The organism is Demequina sp. NBRC 110051 (assembly GCF_002090055.1).
Lineage (GTDB): Bacteria > Actinomycetota > Actinomycetes > Actinomycetales > Demequinaceae > Demequina.
On the sequence record NZ_BBRH01000017.1, the window covers coordinates 74393 to 96527 of the forward strand.

A 22135-nucleotide genomic window follows, 5' to 3' on the forward strand; every position below is an offset into this window, starting at 1 on the left:
GGTGGTCCCATAGGACGCACCGATTGCCTCAGAGCGACGGTCACGGTCCCATGGGGCCTGGTGTGCGCTCCAGGCCGACAGCCAGTCGGCTACCGCAGCACGGCGCCCGTCGACGCGGACTGCACGAGCTTCGCGTACTTGGCGAGCACGCCGCGCGTGTAGACGGGGGGCAGCGGCTCCCAGCCGTCCTTGCGCGCTGCCAACTCCTCGTCCGACACGAGCAGGTCCAGCGTCTTGTTCTTCACGTCCAGGCGGATCTTGTCGCCGTCCTTCACGAACGCGACCGGTCCGCCGTCCACGGCCTCGGGAGCCATGTGGCCCACGCACAGACCAGTGGTGCCGCCGGAGAAGCGGCCGTCGGTGACGAGCAGCACGTCCTTGCCCAGGCCCGCGCCCTTGATCGCGCCGGTGATGGCGAGCATCTCGCGCATGCCGGGGCCACCCTTGGGGCCCTCGTAGCGGATGACCACCACGTCGCCGGCGGTGATCGTGCCGTCGGCCAGCGCATCGAGAGCGGCGCGCTCACGGTCAAACACGCGAGCGGTGCCCTCGAACACGTCGTTGTCGAAGCCCGCGGACTTCACCACGGCGCCCTCGGGGGCGAGCGAGCCCTTGAGGATCGTGATGCCGCCGGTCTTGTGGATCGGGTTGTTGAGGTTGCGGATGACGCGACCGTCGATCTTCTTGGGGTTGAGCTCCTCGAGGTTCTCCCCCAGCGTCTTGCCGGTGACGGTCATCGTGTCCCCGTGCATGAGGCCCTCGTCGAGCAGCGACTTCATGACGGCGGGCACGCCACCCACGCGGTCCACGTCGTTCATCACGAAGCGGCCGAAGGGCTTGAGGTCACCCAGGTGCGGCGTGCGGTCGGCGACGCGCGAGAAGTCGTCGAGCGTGAGGTCCACCTCGGCCTCGTTGGCGATCGCGAGCAGGTGCAGCACGGCGTTCGTGGAGCCGCCGAAGGCCATCACCACGGCGGTGGCGTTCTCGAACGCCTCCTTGGTCATGATCTGGCGCGCGGTGATGCCCTTGCGCAGCATGTTCACCACGGCCTCGCCAGACTTCAGCGCGTAGTAGTCGCGGCGGCGGTCGGCGCTCGGCGGAGCCGCGGAGCCCGGCAGCGACATGCCGAGGGCCTCGCCCACCGACGCCATGGTGTTGGCGGTGTACATGCCGCCACAGGCACCCTCGCCGGGGCAGATCGCCTTCTCGATCGCGAGGCGATCCTCCTCCGACATGAGCCCGCGCTGGCACGCGCCGACGGCCTCGAACGCGTCGATGACGGTGACGTCCTTCTCGGTGCCGTCGGACAGGGTCACGTGGCCGGGCATGATCGAGCCCGCGTAGAGGAACACCGACGCGAGGTCCAGGCGGGCGGCCGCCATCAGCATGCCGGGCAGCGACTTGTCGCAACCCGCAAGCAGCACCGAGCCGTCCAGGCGCTCGGCCATCATCACGGTCTCAACCGAGTCCGCGATGACGTCGCGAGACACGAGGGAGAAGTGCATGCCCTCGTGGCCCATGGAGATGCCGTCAGACACCGAGATGGTGCCGAATTCGAGCGGGTAGCCGCCGCCGGCGTGCACGCCGTTCTTGGACGCCTGCGCGAGGCGCTGCAGCGACAGGTTGCAGGGGGTGATCTCGTTCCACGAGCTCGCGATACCGATCTGCGGCTTGGCGAAGTCGTCGTCGCCGAGTCCGACCGCGCGCAGCATGCCGCGCGAGGCCGTGGCCTCGATGCCATCGGTGACCTGTCGTGAACGGGGCTTGATGTCCGGCGTCGTCGTCATGAGCGCGAGTCTATGACCGTCCGGAGGGCCGATGCGGTGGTCGCCCGAAATTCCGGGTTGCGCTTGACGCTGCGTCAACTTCTACGCTGGGTGCCATGCGTACGAACCCCGCCACCGCATCGGCCGCCGAGACGGTGGACATTTCCAAGCTGTCCCGCATGAGCGGCGTCACGAGCCGCACCCTGCGTCACTACGACGCGATCGGGCTGCTGCCCCCCTCCGATACGACCCCCGACGGGCGGCGCCGGTACGGCCGGGACGAGGTGCTGCGGCTGCAGCACATCCTCGTGCTGCGTGAGCTCGGCACACCGCTCGGCGATATCGCGACCATCGTGGAAGCCGACGATCCCGCCGTCACCATCGCTACCCTGCGCGACCACCTGGGCGCCCTGACCGCCGAGCGTGATCGCTTCGCGCGCCTCGCGGCCACCGTCGCGACCACCATCGACTCCCTCGAAAGGGGCACCACCATGACCAACGAACAGCTCCTCGACGGGTTTGAGCACCGTAAGTACGAGCCGGAGGCCCGCGAGCGCTGGGGCGACGACGCCGTCGACCGCTCCAACGCCCGGTGGAAGGCGCTCGGTACCGAGGGCCAGCAGCGCCACCTGGACGCGCACCGCGAGGTGGTCGAGGCACTCGGGGCGGCAATCCGCGTGGGGTTCGCGCCAGACTCCGATGAGGTGCAGGAGATCGTCACCAAGCATCACGCCTGGCTGTCGCTGTTTTGGACGCCCACCGCGGAGACCTACCGCGGGATCACGCAGATGTACGTGGACGACGAGAGGTTCCGGCGCAACTACGACGAGGTTGCGCCGGGAGCGGCGGCGCTGCTGCGCGACGCCGCGGACATTTGGGCGAGCCGGCACTTGTCGTAGCGACGGGAATACGCCGACGGCGAACCGACGTTAGAGACGTCAATCGCCGCCCAACCGGGGCGGCCGGCCCCGAGAAGGGACCCCTCGTGACGACGCTCGGCCTCCTGATTGGCTCACTGCCTTTGGCCCGCACTCAGCGCCACCTCACCCGCCTCCTCATGGACGCCGCGCCGGACGGCGTGAGCGTTGTCGAGCTGGACCCGCACTCCCTGCCGCAGCACTCCCCCTACGCGGATGTGCCGGCACCGGCCGATGCCCTCGCTTGGAAGCGCTCGCTCGCCGAGATCGACGGCCTCGTCGTCATCACTCCGACCATCGAGCGCTCCATCCCTGGCGCCCTCAAGAACGCGATCGACTGGGCGGGCGGCACCAGCGCCCCCAACGCCCTCGCGGGCATGCCGACCGCTATTGCGGGCGTGAGCCTCGGCAGCCTCCCGCGCTTCGCCTCGATTCAGCACCTGCGCACGGTCCTCACCGACGACGGAGCGGTGCTGCGCGCCCAGCCCGAAGTGGTGCTCTTCGCCGCGCCCGAGTCCTTCGCCGACGACGGCACACCGCTCGACGAGGACCTGGTCATCGAGGCGCGCCGCCTCATGTCGGCCGCCGCCGGCGTTGCCGCTCACCAGCGCCGCGCCCGAGAGACCGCCACGGGCGAGACGCCCGTTTCGCCGCTCGCGTCCGGGGCCACGCCCATTGCCACGCCGGTCCCCGCACACGCGAGCCCGGCGACGACCGATCCCGCGGTTCTGAACGCCGAAACCATGCCGATCGACACCGTCGACCCCATCACCGAGGTGCTGCGCGCGGCCCCCGGTCCGGCGAGTCCCACGGTCGGCGTCCCGACTCGCTGATCTCCGTCGAGCAAGCGGCACGGCCCCGACGGGCCGTGCCGCTTGCTAGTGCCCACCTGGCGTGGACCGCTCGGCATGGACCGCCCGCTCAACCCCAACCGCCGGTCGAATTTGCATGCGTGCGGAATAGTTGACACATCACGTATCGTTGTCCATGGCGTCGCCAGTGAAGCCGACGGCAATCCATCCTCCTCTCCACATCGAAAGGACATGCCATGACTCGCATCGGCATCATCGTCGGCTCCATCGCCGAAGGCTCCATCAACCGCCAGGTCGCTTCCGTCCTGCCCCACCTCGTCGCGGACGAGGACGTCGAGTTCACGTTCCTCGAGTACAAGGACCTCCCCTTCTACGACTACGGCCTGGACGCGAACTACCCGCAGGTCGCGCTCGACTGGAAGCAGTCGATCGCGGACGTCGACGGCGTCATCATCGTGACCCCCGAGTACTCGCGCTCCATCCCCGGCGTCCTGAAGAACGCCCTGGACTGGGCCGCTCGCCCCTGGGGCGAGGGTGCCTTCGCCGGCAAGCCCGTCGCGATCATGGGCGCCTCGATCGGCCCGTCGGGCACCGCCGCGGCGCAGCAGCACCTGCGCGCGATCCTCGGCCACTACGACGCCCCCACCATGGGCCAGCCCGAGACCTTCTTCCACTACCGTGCGGACGCCTTCGGCGCCGACGGCTCGCTGCAGGACGACGCCGCTCGCGCCGTGCTGAGCAACTTCGTCAACGCTGCGGTCGCGCACGTCAAGCAGTTCGCGCGCGTCTCCGCTTAAGTCCTTTCGCCTCACGGTGATACCCCTGTGAGCGCGGCCTCGCTTACCCCCTCCCCGAGGCCGTCCGCTCCAGCGAGCGCGGCATACCCACCGCAACTCGCGACCAGCAACGGCCGTCCGGGAACACCCGGGCGGCCATTGCCGTTTCACCAGCCATGACGCTGCCAGCCACGACGATTCCGATGATCCGATGACGGCCCTGTGGTGGGCGAGGCGCGACCTGCGCCTCGCCGACAATCCCGCGGCCACGCAGGCACAATCGGAGTCCAGCGCCGCCGCCGTCTTCGTATGGACGCCCGAAATTTCGCGGTGGTCGGGAAGGCGTAGCGCTCACCTCGCACGCGTGCTGTGGTCGCTGCGCGACGCTACCGACGGCGCCCTCGCCGTCCGTCGCGGAACGGCCGATGCCGTGGTCACCCATGCGGCTCGCGACGCCGATGCTTCGGTCGTCTTCGCGGCTCGTGAGTACTCCCCCGCGGGTATCGCCGAGCAAGACGCGGTCGCTGCCGCGCTCGAAGCCGACGGCCGCGAGCTGACATTCGTGGGCTCGCCCTACGCCGTGGCGCCCGGCCGCGTGACCAAGGCGGACGGCGATCCCTACAAGGTCTTCACTCCCTTTAGAGATGCGTGGCGCGAACACGGCTGGCGGGCCCCGGCATCGGCGCTCGACCCCGCCCGCCTTAGCGGGCTGCCGCGCCACGAGGACGACGTCGACCTTGACCAGCGAGCCGCCCACGGCGACACCGAGGACCCGCTCCTCGAGCCCCACGAATTCCGCGAGGACCGCGTGCTCGCCGCCCTTGAAGACTTCGTCGCGGGCGACCTCGAGCGCTACGCGTCCGAGCGGGACCGCCCCGACCTGGACTCGACCAGCCACCTGTCGACCGCGCTGGCGTTCGGCCAGGTCCACCCGCGGACGGTGCTCGCGCTCACGGCGAAGCGGCGCATGGACGCCGCGCGCGTCTTCGAGTCCGAGATCGCATGGCGCGAGTTCCACGCGGACGTCCTCTTCCACCACCCCACCGCGCGCCGCGAGTCCCTCACCCCGGTGCTGCGCGAGCGCGACTGGCTCACGGGCCGCGACGCCGACGAGGCGTTCATGGCCTGGCGCGACGGCCGCACGGGCTTCCCGCTCGTCGACGCCGGCATGCGCCAGTTGGCTCAGACGGGCTGGATGCACAACCGCGTGCGCATGGTGGTCGCGAGCTTCCTCGTGAAGGACCTGAGGGTCGAGTGGCAGCGCGGCGCGGACCACTTCCGCCGCACCCTCGTCGACTACGACCACGCTCAGAACCAGCTCAACTGGCAGTGGGTGGCGGGCACAGGGCGCGACGCGAGCCCGTTCTTCCGCATCTTCAACCCGGACACGCAGGCCTCGAAGTTCGACCCCCAGCGCCGCTACGTCGAGCGGTGGATTCCTGAGCTCGACACCCCGGAGTACCCCGCGCCCCTCGTGGACCACAAGGAGGAACGCCGCGTTACCCTCGACCTCTATCAGGCGGCAAAGTCGGCCCGGTCCTAGCCATCGGCCCTGGCCAGGAGTACGTTCGACCTATGCGCGACGCCGAGGTCGACCTCTGGATGGGGCGCTACGACAACCCCATGAAGGATGTCGTACAGCACCTCAGGTGGATCCTGCTTGCCTCGGACGACCGCGTCTCCGAAACGATCAAGTGGTCCACCCCGACCTTCTCGTACCGCGGCGACATCGCATCGTTCTACCCCAAGGGCTCGATGGAGGCCGTGCTCGTCTTCCATAAGGCCGGGCTGCTGCCCAAGGCGTTCGAGGGCCTCGAGCCAGCGCCGCGCGGCGGTCGCGTCATGCGCCTGATCTCCATCGCGGAGGCCGAGGACCGGCGCGACATCATCGAGGACATCGTGCATACCTGGATCGAGTGGCGCGACGGGCCCGGCAGGTATGTGGTCCTCGATACGGCCGATGCCGCCGTCACCTCGCGCTTCTAAGCCGGCGCCCGTAGCGGCGCCGGCCTGTGGGCACGGGCGCCCGCGCTGGGCTTACGCGACGCGGTTGACGGGCGCGCTGCCCTCGCGAAGCGACTGAACCTGACGGCGGACCAGGTCGACGTAGCGCCGGTCCGTCAGCTGGGCGAAGCCGGCGATATGCGGCACCACGATGCAGCCGGGGGCGGCAAAGAGCGGGTGGTCGTCGGGCAGCGGCTCGGGGTCCGTCACGTCGAGCGCGGCACGCAGGCGGCCAGCGGACAGCTCGGCGAGCAACGCGTCCGTGTCGACCACGGGGCCACGCCCCACGTTGACCAGCAGGGCGTCGTCGCGCATGGCCGCGAGGAAGCCGGCGTCGACGAGCTTGTCCGTCGAGTCGTCATGCGGGGTGACGAGCACGACGATGTCGACCCCGGGCAGCAGTCCGTGAATGTCCGCGATGGCGTGCACCACCGTGCCGTCGGGCGCGGTGCGGGCGGAACGTGCGACGCCCTCGACGCGCGCCTCGCACGCACGCATGCGAGCGCCGATGGCGGCACCGATCGAGCCGTATCCCACGATGAGGACGCGCTTGTCGGCGAGGGACGGCGCGGTCTCCCACGGCTCCCATCGCCCGCGCCGCTGCGCGTCGAGGAACTGCGGCAGGCCGCGCTGGCTCGCGAGGGTGAGGGTGAGCGCCATCTCGGCCGTGCGGGTGTCGTGGACGCCGCGCGCGTTGGCGAGCGCGACCCCCTGGGGCACGAACGGCAGCGCGTGCTCGAAGCCGGCAGAGGCGATCTGGATCACCTCGAGCCGCGGCAGCAGCGCGAGCCGCCCGTAGACCTTGCGGCCTCCGCTGCGGTGGGCCAGGCACGCCAGGCGGACGTCATCGGCGCCGGCCGGCGGCTCCGCGTCGGCGGGGTTCCACACGATCAGGCGAACATCGTCCCCCAGGTCACCCACGGCATCGGCCACGTCCTGAGAAGGCACGGAAAGCGTGATCATCGGGCCAGTCTTCCACCCTCCGCTGATCGGTGTGGCCCACGCCTGTGACACATGTGAAGGGTGTGGCAGCGGGGGATGTCACCCGAGCCCTAGGGGACACCATGCGTCACACGCGTGGGCCAAACCGACAGCGACGTCAGCGAGGCGGAGCGGCGGAGGCGCGGACCACCAGCTCCGTATCGAGGCGCACATGCTCCGCGTGCTCGCGGCCCTCGATGCGGTCCAGGAGCATCCGCATCGCTGCCTCCCCCATCGCCTGGAGGGGCTGGCGCACGGTGGTGAGTGCGGGCGACGCGAGACCCGCCTCGGGGATGTCGTCGAAGCCCACGATTGACAGGTCCTCCGGCACCGACAGCCCCAACTCTTGCGCGACCTCCATCGCCGCAATGGCCGTGAGGTCGTTGGCGCCCATGATCGCGGTGGGGGGATCCGCGAGAGCGAGAAGCTCGCGCGTGACCTCGGCGGCCCGCTCGGGCGCGTAGCGGCACTCGCGAATGAGGCCCGTGTCGACGGCCACCCCGGCCTCCGCATGCGCGTGACGAAAACCGGCCTCGCGCAAGTGCGACGAATCGAGCTCGTTGCGCCCGCCCAGGAACGCGATCCGCCGGTGGCCCAGCTCGAGCAGATAGGCGGCGGCGCGCTCGGCGCCCTCGAAGTTGTCCACGTCGATCGTCGGGAGGCGATTGGGCCCATAGTGCGGATCGATGGCGACGATCGGCACCACGGTTTCGGCATCAAGCACCGTGGGCGTCACGATGACGGCGCCGTCGATAAGTGTGCCGCCCAGGCGCGCGAGCGAACGCCGCTCCCACCCGTGGGTGTCACCGCCAGAGTGGGACAGCACCTCGTAGCCCGAGCCGTGCGCGGCACGCGCGGCCCCCTTCAGTAGCTCCGCGGAGAACGGCTCGAAATCCGCGACCAGCACACCCAGCACGTGGGTCTGCTGCGCGCGCAGGGATGAGGCGGAGAGGTTACCCGCGTAACCGAGCTCGTCGATCACCTGCTGGACCGTCGCGATGGTGTCCTTCGAGACGCCGTAACGTCCGTTGACGACCTTGGACACGGTCGCGACCGACACCCCCGCACGCTCCGCCACATCGGCGAGCTTCACTCTCGGCACCATGGTTCGCATCGTAGCGCCCCTCCGCTCCGTTGCGAAAACGTTATCGATAACGTTTGACACTCCAACAAACCCCTGCCAGACTCGCCGGTGTTCGGCTAGTCAACGAGGACTTGAGAGGACACGAACGATGACGCACTTCCGTCGCGCGGGCGCCATGGTGGCGCTCGGTACATCCGCCGCATTGCTCCTGGCAGCATGCAGCTCCGACCCCGAGCCCGAGACTTCGGGCTCGTCTGATACCACCTCCTCCGCCGCGAGCGGAGACGACCCTGTCACCCTCACCTGGTGGCACAACGGCGTGGCCGGCGACACCGGCGAGAACACGCTGGGCGACTACTGGGACAAGGTCGCTGCCGACTACACGGCAGAGCACCCCAACGTCACCATCGAGATCGAGCAGATCCAGAACGAGGACCTCCAGCGCACCCGCATCCCCACCGCCCTGCAGTCGGGCGACGCCCCGGACATCTTCCAGCAGTGGGGCGGCGGAGAGCTCGCCGCCCAGGCCGAGGCGGGCTATCTGATGGACCTCTCGGAGCCGCTCGCCGCGGACGTTGAAAGGCTCGGCGGCGCCATCGCCCCGTGGCAGGCGGACGGCGTCACCTATGGCGTTCCGTTCCAGTTCGCCGTCGAGGGCATCTGGTACCGCCCCAGCCTCTTCGAGGCCGCCGGCATCGCCGACGAACCCACCACCATGGACGAGCTCAACGATGCGGTCCAGAAACTCAAGGACGCGGACATCATCCCGATCGCCGTGGGCGCCGCGGACAAGTGGCCCGCCGCCCACTGGTGGTACAACTTCGCCTTGCGGTCCTGTTCTCAGGACACGATGAACGCGGACACTGCCGCGCTCGACTTTTCGGACCCGTGCTGGCTCGACGCCGGTGCGCAGCTCGAGGAGTTCCTTGGCACCGAGCCGTTCCAGGACCAGTTCATGTCGACGGTCGCGCAGACCGGCGCCACGTCGTCGGCCGGGCTTGTCGCCAACGCGAACGCGGCGATGGAGCTCATGGGTCAGTGGAACTACTTCGTCTACGAGGGCTTCACCGACGGCAGCGAGGAGGGCATCCAAGCCCTTCACGACGACCTCGACTGGTTCCCCATGCCCGCCACCGCGTCCGGCGAGGGCGCCCCAACCGCCTCGATGGGCGGCGGGGACGGTTTCTCCTGCTACAAGGATGCACCCACCGAATGCGCCGACTTCCTGTCATACCTGGTGAGCGACGACGTCCAGCGCGGCTATGTCGAGGCCGTGGGCGGCATGCCCGTGGCTCCGTCTGCCACGGACGCAATCACGGACCCGGTGCTGCAGGAGATTGCGGCGGCGTCCTCGGAGGCCGAGTACGTCCAACTGTGGCTCGACACGCTGCTCGGCCCGAACGTGGGCGGAGCCCTCAACGACGGCATCACCGCACAGTTCGCGGCCACGGGCGACGCGCAGAACACCGTCGACCTGATGACCGCCGCGGCCGCAACCCAGTAATCACCCCCGAACCCAGAAAGTGAGTTCTCCGTGACCACACTGGAGACCTCGGGCAAGGGGACAGTCCCCGCCGCCGGCGCCACCGCGCCGGCGGCGGGCGACGCCCTCGGTCAGCCCGTCAGCAAGCACCCGCGCCGCGCCCGGCTGCGCCTCATCGGAGAGCTCGCTCTCTTCTTGGGCCCCGCGCTCGCACTCTTCCTCACCTTCGTCGTCTACCCCGTCATCTCCGCCGCCCGGTACTCGCTGTACCAGTGGAACGGCGTCGAGCAGTTCTCCGACGCCACCTTCATCGGCTTCGAGAACTATGCGCGGGCCCTCTTCGGCGGCACCGATCCCGCCACCAAGGACGCCTTCACGACCGCGTACACCGAGCCCTTCCAGGCCGCCTTCACGCACACCATCGCGATCCTGGTGCTGTCGATCCTCATCCAACTACCGCTGGGCCTTCTCATCGCCCTGGTCCTCAACCGCCGCTTCCCCGGCCGCGCCTCGGTGCGCGTCATCATGTTCGCGCCCTACGTGCTGAGCGAGGTCATCGCGGGCACCATGTGGCTCATCATCTTCGACCCCAACGGCGTGGCCACCGAACTGATGCACGCCATCGGGCTCAACCCGCCCGCCGGCGGCTGGCTCGAGGACCAGACGTGGGGCTTCTGGACCGTGTTCTTCATCATTACCTGGAAGTACATCGGCCTGGCCGTCATCCTGTTCCTCGCCGGACTCTCGGGCGTTCCACAGGAGTTGCAGGACGCGGCCGCGATCGACGGCGCCAGCTGGTGGCAGACGCAATGGCGCGTCAACATCCCCCTGATTGGCCCCACCATCCGCATCTGGGTCTTCCTGTCGCTCATCGGCTCGATCCAGTTGTTCGACATGGTGTGGGTCCTCAACCAAGGCGGCACCACCGGGCAGTACTCAACGATTGCGACCTACATGATGCAGATCGGCTTCTTCCGCTCCGACTGGGGCTTCGGCTCCGCGATCGCCGTGATCATGTTCATGCTGTCGTTCGCCGTCGCCCTCTTCTACATGCTCGTGGTCCTGCGCCGCGACAACACCGACCGCGTCAAGAAGGTGAAGCGCGCATGACCGCCACCGACACCGCCAAGCCCACCACGGCATCGGCCCCTCGGAGGCCCGTGGCCCCGCCGCACCGACGTTTCGCCCAGGCAGACAAGGCCCGCGACGGATCGACGTGGCTGTCGATCGGTGTCGCGCTCGTGGGCGTCGCGCTCACGCTGGGCCCCATCATCTACCTGATCCTCGGCGGCTTCCGCACGCAACAGGACCTGTCCACGAACCCCACGGGCCTGCCCGATCCGTTCATGTGGTCCAACTACGGCGACATCCTTGCCAACGACGTGTTCTGGCGTCAGGCCCTCAACTCACTCATCGTCGCGACCGTCACGACCGCGGGGATCGTGCTGCTCGGCACCATGGCCGCCTACCCGCTCGCCCGCTACCGCTTCCGAGGCCGCGAGGGCATCTTTGTGGTCTTCACCACGGGACTCATGTTCCCGCTGACCGTCGCGGTGCTACCGCTCTACCTGCTGCTACGTGACATGGGCCTATCGGGGCTCACGGGCCTCATCATCCCGCAGATCGCGTTCGGGCTGCCGATGACGATCATCATCCTGCGGCCCTTCCTGCGGGCGCTGCCGATGGAGCTTGAGGAGGCCGCCTTCATGGACGGCGTGTCCCGCATCGGTTTCTTCTGGCGCATGCTGCTGCCGCTGGCCCGGCCCGGCATGGTGACCGTCGGCGTGCTCGCGTTCATCCAGTCGTGGAACGCCTACCTGCTGCCGCTGCTGCTGCTCACGGGCGACCCGCGCGGTATGACGCTCCCGCTAGGCATCACCACGTTCCAGGGCCAGTACGCCTCCGCGACGACGCTGATCATGGCCTACACGTCCCTCGCGATGATCCCCGCCCTCGTGTTCTTCCTGCTCATGGAGCGAAGGATCGTGGACGGCCTCACCGGTGCGGTGAAGGGATAGTGAGATGACCGAGTTGATGGCCGATGCCGCGGCTAGGGTGGCAGCGCTCCTTGCCGACATGTCGCTCGACGAGAAGCTCGCGCAGATTGTGGGCTTCTGGGAGGGAGAGGAGGGCGACGCCGTCGCTCCCCTCCAGGGCGAGCTCGCCCACACCGGTCCGGTGGCCGATGCCATGGCCCACGGTCTGGGACACATCACCCGGGCGTATGGCACCAATCCCGTGGACGCCGACGAGCGGGCCGCCTGGCTGTGGGACCGTCAGCGCTTCCTCGTGAACGAGACTCGTCTGGGGATCCCCGCGATCGTGCATGAGGAGTGCCTGACCGGCCTCAACGCCTGGAAGGCCGCGACCCTGCCTACTCCGCTCGCATGGGGCGCCGCGTGGGACCCCGCGCTCGTCCGCCATGCCGCCGCGTTGGTGGGCGAAACCATGCGTGACCTGGGCATTCACCAGGGCCTCGCGCCCGTCCTCGACGTGGTGCGTGACCCGCGCTGGGGGCGCACCGAGGAGTGCATCGGCGAGGACCCCTACCTGGTGGGCGAGGTCGGCACCGCGTACGTCGAGGGCCTGCAGTCCGCGGGCGTGCACGCCACCCTCAAGCACTTCGTGGGCTACTCGGCCTCGCAGTCGGGCAGGAACTTCGGGCCGGTGGCGATGGGCGAGCGCACGCTGCGCGACGTCATGCTGCCTCCCTTCGAGATGGCCGTGCTCGACGGCGGCGCACGCTCCGTCATGCACGCCTACACCGAGATCGATGGGGTCCCCGTCGCCGCGAACCCCGCACTGCTGATCGACCTGCTGCGCTGCGAATGGGGCTTCGACGGCACCGTCGTCGCCGACTACTTCGGGGTCGCCTTCCTGCACCTCTTGCACGGCGTGGCGGCCGACCTCGGTGATGCCGCGGCCCAGGCCCTCGCGGCCGGAGTCGACGTCGAGCTGCCCACGGGCGACGCTTACCTCGCGCCGCTCAAGGCAGCCGTCGAGGACGGTCGCGTGGATATGACTCTGGTCGACCGCGCCGTCGCGCGGGTCCTCACACAGAAGGCCGAGCTGGGGCTGCTGGACGAGGACTTTTCCGGACCGCCCCCCGCGGGCGTGGACCTGGACTCCTCCGCCCACCGCGACGCCGCACGGCGCCTGGCGGAGGAGTCCGTGGTCCTGCTCACCAACGACGGCATCCTGCCGCTCGCCACCGATGCCGCGCGCTCGATCGCACTCATCGGCCCCAACGCGGATCGCGCCCAGGCACTGTTCGGCTGCTACTCGTTCACCAACCACGTGCTCGCGCAGCGCCCGGGTGTCGAGATGGGCTTCGCGGCCCCCACGGTCCTCGAGGCGTTGCGGGCCGAGGGTCTGGGCGACGTCGCGTACGTCGCGGGGTCCGCGGTCGACGACTCCGACCGTTCGGGGTTCGCCGATGCCGTGGCCGCCGCCGCGAGCTCCGATGTCGCCGTGATGGCGATGGGGGACCACGCCGGGTTGTTCGGTCGGGGCACCTCGGGCGAGGGCTGCGACCGCGACGACCTCGAACTACCGGGCGTGCAGCGAGAGCTGGTCGAGGCCGTCCTCGCGACGGGCACGCGCGTGGTCTTGGTGCTCCTCACCGGCCGCCCGTACGTCCTCGACTGGGCACTGGAGCGCTGCACCGCCGTGGTGCAGGCGTTCTTCCCGGGCGAGGAGGGGGCGGGGGCAATCGCCGGCGTGCTGTCGGGACGCGTCAACCCGTCGGGCCGCCTGCCCGTCACGCTCCCCCGCTCGACAGGCGCCCAGCCCTACACGTACCTCCATCCCGCGCTCGGAGGCGACGGAGAGGTCAGCAACCTGTCGACCACGCCAGCCGCCCCGTTCGGTCACGGATTGTCGTACTCGCGGTTCACGTACGGGTACCTCACGCCGGCCGGCGCCCCAGCCACGGATTCCGGGCTCACGGTCACCATCGCGGTCACCAACGAGAGCGAGCGCGACGGCGCCGAGGTGGTGCAGTTGTACGGCCACGACCTGGTGGGCCAGGTCACGCGGCCGGTCGCACAGCTGCTCGCCTTCGCGCGCGTCGAGGTGCCCGCGGGCGAGACACGGAGGGTGACGTTCACCGTGCCACCCGCGCGTCTGGCCTTCACGGGACGGGCGATGACGCGCATTGTCGAACCGGGCGAGTGGGACCTGTGGGTCGGCACGAGCGCGGACCGCGAGGCGTCCGCGCGCGTCACGCTCGTGGGCGAGGTCCATACCGTGACGGCCGCGGGGCAACGGCGCTCAACCGCCACGATCGCGTAGCGCCGCTCGCCCAGCTGGGTGGCGCGCCCGCAAGGGCGCGCCACCTGCGCGCCACTGAGCGCGGCCCAGCCACGGCATCGGCCACCTGCAAGCACGCGTAACCTCGTCAGCATGAGCCATGACGACATCGCCGCCACCGTTCGCGACCTCATGCCCGGCGTCCTCGCCGACCTTGAGGAGCTGATCTCCTACCCCTCCATCGCGTTCCCCGGCTACCCTGCCGAGCCCGTCGAAAAGATGGCCGAGCGCACCCTCGAGTTGGTGCGCGAGGCCGGCTTCTCCGACGCCCACCTCGCGGACGTGCCGTGGGGCTACCCGCCCATCTACGGCGAGATCCCCGGGCCCGAGGGCTCCCCCACCGTGGTGCTGTACGCGCACTACGACGTGCAGCCGGCATCGGCCGCTCAGGGCTGGACCACCGACCCGTTCGTCGCGACCCGCAAGGACGACGGCCGCATCTACGGGCGTGGCGCCGCCGACGACAAGTCTGGCATCGTCACCCACCTGGGCACCCTGCGCGCGCTGGCCGCGCTCGGCGAGGAGCCGCCGTGCACGCTGCGGATCATCCTCGAGGGCATGGAGGAGACCGAGTCGAACCTCGAGGAATTCGTCGAGGCGCACCCCGAGCTGTTCCAGTGCGACGTCTTCGTCATCGCGGACATGGGCAACCTGCGCGTGGGCGAGCCGGTGCTGACGACGGCGCTGCGCGGCGACGTGTCCTGCACCGTGAAGGTCTCGACGCTCGAGCACCCGCTGCACTCGGGCGTGTTTGGCGGCGCGGCGCCCGATGCCATGATGGCGCTCGCTCGCCTCCTCACCTCGCTGCAGGACGATGCGGGCAACGTCACCGTCGAGGGCGTCACCGGCGGCGTGTGGGATGGCGGCGACCTGGGCGAGGAAGGCTTCCGCGCGGGCGCCGACCTGCTGCCCGGGGTCTCCCTCATCGGCACCGACCGCGTGGGCGACCGCCTGTGGGCCAAGCCCTCGATCAATGCCATCGGCGTCGACATGACCTCGATCGCCGACTCCTCCAACGTCATCCACCCGACCGCGAGCGCGAAGATCTCCATGCGCATCGTGCCTGGATCCGACCCGCGCGCGGAGCTCGACGCCCTGGTGCGCCACCTCGAGTCTCACGCGCCGTGGGGAGCCCAGGTCGAGGTCACGCCCATGAAGGCCGCTCCCCCGTTCCGCGTGCCGACGTCGGGCCCGGGCTATGCGGCCGCGCGTGCGGCGCTCGAGGCGGCGTACGGCAAGGCGGTCGACGAGGTCGGCTCGGGCGGCTCCATCCCGCTGCTGCAGACCCTGGCGGACGCGTCCCCCGGCGCCGAGTTCGTCCTCTGGGGCCCTGAGGACACGGAACTGGCCCGCATCCACGCCTCGGACGAGTCCGTGGACCCCGCCGAGATCGAGAAGATGATCGTCGCGCAGGTGCTGCTGCTGAAGGAGCTCGCGGCGCGCTAGTTCGTCTGGTCGGCGTACTGCCGCGCCTCACCCGTACCGCTCAACACACACCTGGGGCGCGTGGGCCCAATGTGGCCCGTGTGGATCCTCACACGCCACCTGAGCCACACCCGTCACAGCCGTGTGTTGAGCGGTACGCCACGTACCCAACTCAGCGCCCCACGCCCTCCGGGTCCAGGTCCACGCGACGCAGGAGCTGGGCGTTTGCCGCCACGATGATGGTCGACAGGCTCATCACGACCGCCGCAATCGCCGGCGGCATCACGAACCCCGCCCACGCGAGCGCGCCCGCGGCCAGCGGGATCGCGATGACGTTGTAGCCGGTCGCCCACACGAGGTTCTGGCGCATCTTGCGCGTGGACGCATGCGACAGGGTGATGACGCTCACCACCGCGCGCGGGTCGGAGCTCGCGAGCACCGCGGCCGCGGCCTCCATCGCTACGTCGGTGCCCGCGCCGATGGCGAGTCCCACGTCGGCCCGGGCGAGCGCCGGCGCGTCGTTCACGCCGTCACCCACCATCGCCACGCGCTTGCCCCGCGACTGGAGGTCGGCGACCGCCTGGTCCTTATCGTCCGGCAGCACCTCGGCGTACACCTCGTCAATGCCGAGCTCGCCAGCCACGGCATCGGCCACCGCCTGCGAGTCACCCGTGATCATGGCGACGGCGATGCCGCGCTCGTGCAGCGCGTCCACGGCCGCGCGCGACTCCTCGCGTACGGGATCGGAGGTCGTGATGAGCCCCACGACCTCGCCGTCGACCATCACGTGAACCACGGCTTGACCGGCATCGGCCCATCGCCGCGCCGCGTCCTCGAGGTCTTGCGCGAGACTCGCCTCGAGCGCCGTCAGCAGCGCCGGACCGCCGACCGCGACGTCGCGTCCGTCGACGCGGGCCCGCACCCCCTTACCGGGGAGGGTCTTGGTATCGGCGGCCGATGCCGTGGTCACCCCACGCTCCTGGGCGGCAGTCACGATGGCGCGCCCGATCGGGTGCTCGGACTCGGCCTCGACCGCAGCAGCGAGCGCGATGACCTCGTCCTCGTCGTGACCGTCACGCACGGCGACCTCGGTCACGGCGTGGGTGCCGGCCGTGAGCGTGCCCGTCTTGTCGAAGAGGACGGTGTCGACGCTGCGCATGTCCTCGAGCGCCTGGGTGTTCTTGACGAGGATGCCGTGGCGTGCGGACGTGGAGGTGCTGATCGCAATGACCAGCGGGATCGCGAGGCCCAGGGCGTGCGGGCACGCGATCACCAGCACCGAGACGGCGCGGGTGAGGCCCGTGGCCGGGTCGTCCAGGGCGGACGTGATCGCAAAGGTCAGAGCAGCGGCAACGAGCGCGATCCAGAAGAGCCATGCGGCGGCGCGGTCCGCGAGCTTGCGGGCGCCCGAGCGGCTGTCCTGCGCGGCCTGCACCATGCGCTGAATCCCTGCGAGCGCCGTGCCCTCCCCCGTCGCCGTGACCTCGATGCGTAGCGAGCCGTCGGTCGCGACGGTACCGGCGACCACGGCATCGTCCTTGCCCTTGCTAACCGGCGCGGACTCGCCGGTGATCATCGACTCGTCGACGGCCGCCTCGCCGCGCACGATGGTGCCGTCCGCCGGGACGCGGCCGCCGGGCCGGACGATGACCAGGTCACCCTCGGCGAGGTCGCCCACGCTCACGTGTTCGGTGGAGTCCCCTTCGGTGACGCGCTCGGCGTCGTCGGGGAGGAGTTCGGCCAAGGCTGCAAGGGCGCCGCGCGCCTGGCCGACGGCCTTCATCTCCTGCCAGTGACCCAACAGCATCACCACGATCAGCGCGGCAAGCTCCCACCAAAAGTCGAGGTCGCCCACGCCGAACGTGGCCGCAGCGGACGCAAGGAACGCCACCGAAATGGCCAGCGAGATCAGGGTCATCATGCCGGGATTGCGGACGGTGATCTCGTCGCGCCAGGCCATCGACAGGAACGGCCAGCCGCCCCACGCGAAGATGACGGCGCCCAGAATCGGCGGGATCCAGGCGGTGCCCGGGAGGTCGTAGCCGAACCACTCCTCGACCATGTGGCTCGTCGCGATCACCGGGATGGCGAGCAGCAGGTTCCACCAGAACAGGCGGCGGAACATCTCGGCGTGGCCGGAGTGATCGGTGCCGTGGTGTCCCTCGTGGCCGCCGTGACTCGCGTCTGCCTCGTGACTCTCGTGGCCTTCATGGCCGGCGCCGGCATCACCGCCGTGGCCGGCATGCTCCATGGCGCCCGGGCGCTCGGTGTGTGAGGACTGTTCGGCGTGTTCCGTGTGGGACATGGCTACCTCCTTCAGATTCGCCAACGTTCTTCCACCGTAAACATTCCACCCGGCTGGAAGGTCAACCCCCTTTTTGTGGCGACAGTGTGAACCGACTGGGACGCGAAACGCCGGGCGCCGCACCTCCTGAGAGGGCGACGCCCGGCGAGTCGGGGTCAGATCCGGTTCGAACTGTCGGGAGGTTAGCCCTCCACGCCGGCGCGGGCGAGGATGATCTCCCGCACGCGGCCGGCATCGGCCTGACCACGGGTGGCCTTCATGACTGCACCGACGATGGCGCCGGCGGCCTGCACCTTGCCGTCCTGGATCTTCGCGAGGACGTCGGGCTGGGCCGCGAGGGCCTCATCGACGGCCGCCTCGAGCGCCGAGTCGTCGGAGACAACCTCGAGCCCACGCGACGCCACGACCTCGGCGGGCGAGCCCTCGCCCGCGAGGACTCCCTCGAGCGCCTGACGCGCGAGCTTGTCGTTGATCTTGCCCTCGTCGACCAGGCCCTGGAGCTCCGCCACCTGCGCGGGCGTCACCGCGAGATCGCGCAGCGTCACCTCGCGGTCGTTGGCCGTACGAGCGAGTTCACCCATCCACCACTTGCGCGCCGCCTGCGGCTTGGCGCCGGCCTCGATGGTCGCGGCAATCAGGTCAAGCGCGTCGGCGTTGACCGCATCGCGCATGTCGGTGTCGGAGAAGCCCCACTCCTCCTTCAGGCGGGCGCGCATCTTGGCGGGGTGCTCGGGCAGCGTGCCACGCAGTTCCTCGACCCACTCACGGCTGGGCTCGACCGGCAACAGGTCGGGCTCCGGGAAATACCGGTAGTCCTCGGCCTGCTCCTTCGAGCGTCCCGGGGTCGTGGAGTTGGTGTCCTCGTGCCAGTGGCGCGTCTCCTGCACCACGGGCTGACCAGCGAGCAGAAGCTCGGCCTGGCGCACCACCTCGTGGTGGATCGCACGCTCGATGGCGCGCAGCGAGTTCACGTTCTTGGTCTCGGAACGCTTGCCGAACGGCACTGCTGCCTGGTCCTCGCCGGCCGCCGCCTTGGGGCGCAGCGACAGGTTCACGTCGGCACGCACCGAGCCCTGCTCCATGCGTCCATCGGAGATCCCGAGCGCCTTGACGATGTCACGGATGGTCGCGACGTAGGCACGGGCCACCTCGGCCACACGCTCGGCGGTGCCCTCGATGGGGTGCGTGACGATCTCGACCAGCGGCACGCCGCCGCGGTTGTAGTCGACCAGCGAGTGCGAGGCGCCCTGGATGCCACCGGAGCCACCCACGTGGGTGTTCTTGCCTGCGTCCTCTTCCATGTGCGCGCGCTCGATGCCGACCGTCACCACGGAGCCGTCGTCGAGCACCACGTCGAGGGAACCCTCGAAGCAGGTGGGCTCGTCGTACTGCGAGATCTGGTAGTTCTTCGACACGTCGGGGTAGAAGTAGTTCTTGCGCGCAAAGCGGCTCGACTCACGGATCGAGCAGCCCAGCGACAGGCCCAGTCGGATGGCCGATTCGACCGCCTTCTGGTTCGTCACCGGCATCGACCCGGGCAGGCCCAGGCACACGGGGCACACCTGAGTGTTGGGCTCGGCGCCAAACTGGTTGGCGCAGCCACAGAACATCTTCGTGGCTGTGTTGAGCTCGACGTGGACCTCGATGCCGAACACCGGGTCGAACTGCTCGAGCGCCTTGTCATACGTCAGGGCGGCCATCACTTCACCTCCAGCTCAGGAGCCTGCGCGGTGAGCGCACCACCCCACTCGTCGGTGAGCGCTCGCTCCAGGGCGGCGCCCACGCGGTACAGCCGCGCGTCCTCGCGTGCGGGGGCGAGAATCTGGAAGCCGACCGGCAACCCGTCCTCCTCCGCAAGGCCTGCAGGCAGCGACATGCCGGGGATGCCCGCGAGGTTCGCGGGGATGGTCGCGATGTCGTTGAGATACATCGCCATCGGGTCGTCGATGCGCTCCCCCAGCTTGAAGGGGGTCGTGGGTGTGGTCGGCGACACCAGCACGGCGACGTCGGCGAACGCCGCGTCGAAATCGCGCTGGACGAGCGTGCGCACCTTCTGCGCGGAGCCGTAGTAGGCGTCGTAATAGCCGGCGCTCAGTGCATAGGTGCCGAGGATGATGCGACGCTTGACCTCGTCGCCGAAGCCCTCGGCGCGCGTGGCTGCCATGGTGCGCTCCACATTGCCCTTCTCGACGCGCATACCAAAGCGCACCGAGTCGAACTTCGCGAGGTTGCTCGACGCCTCCGAGGGCAGGATCACGTAGTAGGCCGCGAGGGCATACTCGAAGGAGGGGCACGAGACCTCGACGATCTCCGCACCCATGGTGCGCAGGTGCTCGAGGGACTCCTCGAAGCGCTGCTTCACGCCATCCTGGAAGCCGCCGTCGGCGCCGGAGATCTCCTTCACGACGCCGATGCGCACGCCGGAGAGGTCCCCTCGCGCGCCATCGCGGGCCGCGTCGACGACCGGGGGCACCGGCTCGTTAAGGCTCGTGGCGTCCATCTCGTCGTGTCCGCCCATGACCTCGTGGAGCAGCGCCGTGTCGAGCACGGTGCGTCCGCAAGGGCCAAGCTGGTCGAGCGACGAGGCAAGCGCGATGGCGCCGAAGCGCGACACGCCGCCATACGTGGGCTTCACACCCACCGTCGCGGTGACGGACGCGGGCTGGCGGATCGAACCACCGGTGTCCGAGCCGACCGCGAGAGGCGCCTCGAAAGAGGCCAGCGCCGCCGCCGAGCCACCACCGGAACCACCGGGGATGCGCTCCAGGTCCCACGGGTTGTGCGTGGGGCCGTAGCCCGAGTGCTCGGTCGACGAGCCCATGGCGAACTCGTCCATGTTGGTCTTTCCGAGGATGGGCATGCGCGCCGCGCGAATACGCCGGGTCACGGTTCCGTCGTAGGGCGGAATCCAGCCCTCGAGGATGCGCGAGCCGGCCGTCGTGGGCAGGCCCTCGGTCACAAGGACGTCCTTGATCGCGATCGGCACACCGGCGAGCGGGGGCAGGTCGTCGCCTGCGGCCCGGGCGGCGTCAACCTCGCGGGCCGTCGCAAGGGCACCTTCGGCGTCCACGTGCAAGAAGGCATGCACGTCACCGTCCACGGCCGTGATGCGGTCAAGGTGAGCACGGGTGAGCTCCACAGAGGTCACGTCGCCGCGGCGCATGGCAGCGGCCATCTCGGCGGCCGATGCGCGGGTCCAGTCCGTCATGCGTCCTCCCCCAGGATCTGGGGCACCCGGAAGCGCCCGTCCTCGGCCTCGGGAGCACCGGCGAGCGCCGCGTCCTGAGCCAGCGAGGGCCGCACCACGTCGTCGCGGTGAATGTTAGACAGGGGGATCGGGTGACTCGTCGCGGGGACGTCCTCGCCTGCGACCTCGGCCACCTTGGCGACCGCGTCCACGATCACGGCCAGCTGGCCGGACAGGCGGTCCAGATCCCCATCGGACATATCGATGCGTGCGAGCGCCGCAAGGCGCGCCACGTCAGAGCGTTCGAGGGAAGACATGGCCACGAGTCTAATGGCGCGCGACCTTCCCGCGGCGCGACAAAAGGCTCAGCCTCGGGTGGGAGTCCAGTCGTAGCCGAGCAGCCGTACGGCGCTCTCAGGAGCATCGGCCACCGACACCCTTGAGATGGTGCCATCGGCGTTGTCCACGACCACCCAGTCAAGGTCCTCCCTGCGCGCGAAACCCATGCGTTCGTACAGCCGGTGCGCGGCGTGCATGGTGTCCATCGTGGACAGCACAATGCGAGCCGCCCCCTGCTCTACCGCCATGTCTAGCGCAGCCTGGGTGAGGTGCGCGCCGATGCCTCGGCCGCGCTCCAAGGGCGACACCGCGAGCATGCGGAGCTCGAACTCATCGCCTTGGGCGACCTCGACGAGGGATGAGCCCGGAGGAACCAGGGTGATAGTGCCGACGATGGTGCCGTCGCCGCTCTCTCCGTCAGCCATGGCCAGAAGCGAGGCCTCCGTGGCGCGGGTGCGAGCGTCCCTCAGTTGCGGAATGTAGGGGTGTGCCTGGTCGACCAGACCATCGGCGAGGTACGCCAAGGCGGTGAGTTGGCCGATCTCCGCGAGACGACTGGTGTCGTCTGGCTCAACGATGCGGATGCGTTCGGCCATGAGGATCCTCCCGTCAATGCCGGCGGCTCGACACCGCCGTCACACCAATGTAGACGCCCTAGCGGGGCAACGCTCGGTCAAAGCTCTCCCAACAACCCGGAAAGCACGAAAGCCCCCACCGTGATGGTGGGGGCTTTCGCCTAAATGAT

18 protein-coding genes are annotated in these 22135 nt (G+C 69.6%); 10 read left to right on the plus strand and 8 right to left on the minus strand.

Going from position 1 to position 22135, the window contains the following annotated elements; translation table 11 throughout:
- Nucleotides 1–89: 89 nt before the first annotated feature.
- Complete coding sequence (gene ilvD, locus B7K20_RS10825; protein ID WP_084102534.1) at nucleotides 90–1787, minus strand: dihydroxy-acid dehydratase; 1698 nt, start codon at nucleotides 1785–1787, stop codon at nucleotides 90–92.
- A 95-nt stretch (nucleotides 1788–1882) separates the two neighbouring features.
- Here ilvD and B7K20_RS10830 point away from each other — a divergent pair, with 95 nt between their 5' ends.
- The 5 genes from B7K20_RS10830 (at nucleotide 1883) to B7K20_RS10850 (ending at nucleotide 6257) form a co-directional block, all read left to right on the plus strand.
- Nucleotides 1883–2665: a MerR family transcriptional regulator gene (locus B7K20_RS10830; protein ID WP_084102535.1), complete on the plus strand. Its 783-nt coding sequence runs from the start codon at nucleotides 1883–1885 to the stop codon at nucleotides 2663–2665.
- Nucleotides 2666–2751: 86 nt separating this feature from the next.
- Nucleotides 2752–3516, plus strand: coding sequence for an NADPH-dependent FMN reductase (locus tag B7K20_RS10835; protein WP_159449395.1), 765 nt, complete (start codon nucleotides 2752–2754; stop codon nucleotides 3514–3516).
- A 215-nt stretch (nucleotides 3517–3731) separates the two neighbouring features.
- Nucleotides 3732–4292, plus strand: coding sequence for an NADPH-dependent FMN reductase (locus tag B7K20_RS10840; RefSeq protein WP_084102537.1), 561 nt, complete (start codon nucleotides 3732–3734; stop codon nucleotides 4290–4292).
- Between the two features lie 190 nt (nucleotides 4293–4482).
- The gene (locus B7K20_RS10845; RefSeq protein WP_084102538.1) at nucleotides 4483–5814 is read left to right on the plus strand and encodes a deoxyribodipyrimidine photo-lyase; all 1332 of its coding nucleotides are present in this window, start codon (nucleotides 4483–4485) and stop codon (nucleotides 5812–5814) included.
- A gap of 32 nt (nucleotides 5815–5846) precedes the next feature.
- Nucleotides 5847–6257 (plus strand): DUF1801 domain-containing protein, encoded by a 411-nt coding sequence (locus B7K20_RS10850; protein ID WP_084102539.1) that lies wholly within the window; start codon nucleotides 5847–5849, stop codon nucleotides 6255–6257.
- A gap of 51 nt (nucleotides 6258–6308) precedes the next feature.
- Here B7K20_RS10850 and B7K20_RS10855 read toward each other — a convergent pair whose 3' ends face one another.
- Entirely contained in the window at nucleotides 6309–7238 is a 930-nt protein-coding gene (locus tag B7K20_RS10855; RefSeq protein WP_084102540.1) for a 2-hydroxyacid dehydrogenase, read from the minus strand.
- 136 nt (nucleotides 7239–7374) lie between these two features.
- Nucleotides 7375–8361 (minus strand): LacI family DNA-binding transcriptional regulator, encoded by a 987-nt coding sequence (locus tag B7K20_RS10860; RefSeq protein WP_371327886.1) that lies wholly within the window; start codon nucleotides 8359–8361, stop codon nucleotides 7375–7377.
- Between the two features lie 127 nt (nucleotides 8362–8488).
- On the opposite strand from B7K20_RS10860, the gene B7K20_RS10865 reads away from it, so the two are divergent.
- The 5 genes from B7K20_RS10865 to B7K20_RS10880 all read left to right on the plus strand — a co-directional run bounded on the left by B7K20_RS10865 (nucleotide 8489) and on the right by B7K20_RS10880 (nucleotide 15580).
- A complete protein-coding gene (locus tag B7K20_RS10865; protein ID WP_084102542.1) occupies nucleotides 8489–9844 on the plus strand; it encodes an ABC transporter substrate-binding protein in 1356 nt (451 codons plus the stop codon).
- A 30-nt stretch (nucleotides 9845–9874) separates the two neighbouring features.
- A complete protein-coding gene (locus B7K20_RS10870; RefSeq protein ID WP_084102543.1) occupies nucleotides 9875–10933 on the plus strand; it encodes a carbohydrate ABC transporter permease in 1059 nt (352 codons plus the stop codon).
- Nucleotides 10930–11841: a carbohydrate ABC transporter permease gene (locus B7K20_RS12970; RefSeq protein WP_144018652.1), complete on the plus strand. Its 912-nt coding sequence runs from the start codon at nucleotides 10930–10932 to the stop codon at nucleotides 11839–11841. The genes B7K20_RS10870 and B7K20_RS12970 overlap by 4 nt, the downstream gene beginning before the upstream one ends.
- Before the next feature lie 4 nt (nucleotides 11842–11845).
- On the plus strand, nucleotides 11846–14116 hold the full coding sequence (locus B7K20_RS10875; protein WP_144018653.1) for a glycoside hydrolase family 3 N-terminal domain-containing protein: 2271 nt from the start codon (nucleotides 11846–11848) through the stop codon (nucleotides 14114–14116).
- A gap of 111 nt (nucleotides 14117–14227) precedes the next feature.
- Nucleotides 14228–15580, plus strand: coding sequence for a M20/M25/M40 family metallo-hydrolase (locus B7K20_RS10880; RefSeq protein WP_084102544.1), 1353 nt, complete (start codon nucleotides 14228–14230; stop codon nucleotides 15578–15580).
- Between the two features lie 151 nt (nucleotides 15581–15731).
- Here B7K20_RS10880 and B7K20_RS10885 read toward each other — a convergent pair whose 3' ends face one another.
- From B7K20_RS10885 to B7K20_RS10905, 5 genes are all read right to left on the minus strand, one after another.
- Complete coding sequence (locus B7K20_RS10885; RefSeq protein WP_084102545.1) at nucleotides 15732–17864, minus strand: heavy metal translocating P-type ATPase; 2133 nt, start codon at nucleotides 17862–17864, stop codon at nucleotides 15732–15734.
- Between the two features lie 182 nt (nucleotides 17865–18046).
- Complete coding sequence (gatB, locus tag B7K20_RS10890) at nucleotides 18047–19564, minus strand: Asp-tRNA(Asn)/Glu-tRNA(Gln) amidotransferase subunit GatB (RefSeq protein WP_084102546.1); 1518 nt, start codon at nucleotides 19562–19564, stop codon at nucleotides 18047–18049.
- Nucleotides 19564–21072 carry an Asp-tRNA(Asn)/Glu-tRNA(Gln) amidotransferase subunit GatA gene (gene gatA / locus B7K20_RS10895; RefSeq protein WP_084102547.1) on the minus strand — a complete coding sequence of 503 codons (1509 nt, stop codon included), beginning with the start codon at nucleotides 21070–21072 and terminating at the stop codon, nucleotides 19564–19566. Before gatA ends, gatB begins: the two co-directional genes overlap by 1 nt.
- Nucleotides 21069–21368 carry an Asp-tRNA(Asn)/Glu-tRNA(Gln) amidotransferase subunit GatC gene (gatC, locus tag B7K20_RS10900; RefSeq protein ID WP_084102548.1) on the minus strand — a complete coding sequence of 100 codons (300 nt, stop codon included), beginning with the start codon at nucleotides 21366–21368 and terminating at the stop codon, nucleotides 21069–21071. The genes gatA and gatC overlap by 4 nt, the downstream gene beginning before the upstream one ends.
- Nucleotides 21369–21416: 48 nt before the next feature.
- Nucleotides 21417–21986: a GNAT family N-acetyltransferase gene (locus tag B7K20_RS10905; RefSeq protein ID WP_084102549.1), complete on the minus strand. Its 570-nt coding sequence runs from the start codon at nucleotides 21984–21986 to the stop codon at nucleotides 21417–21419.
- Nucleotides 21987–22135: the final 149 nt, after the last annotated feature.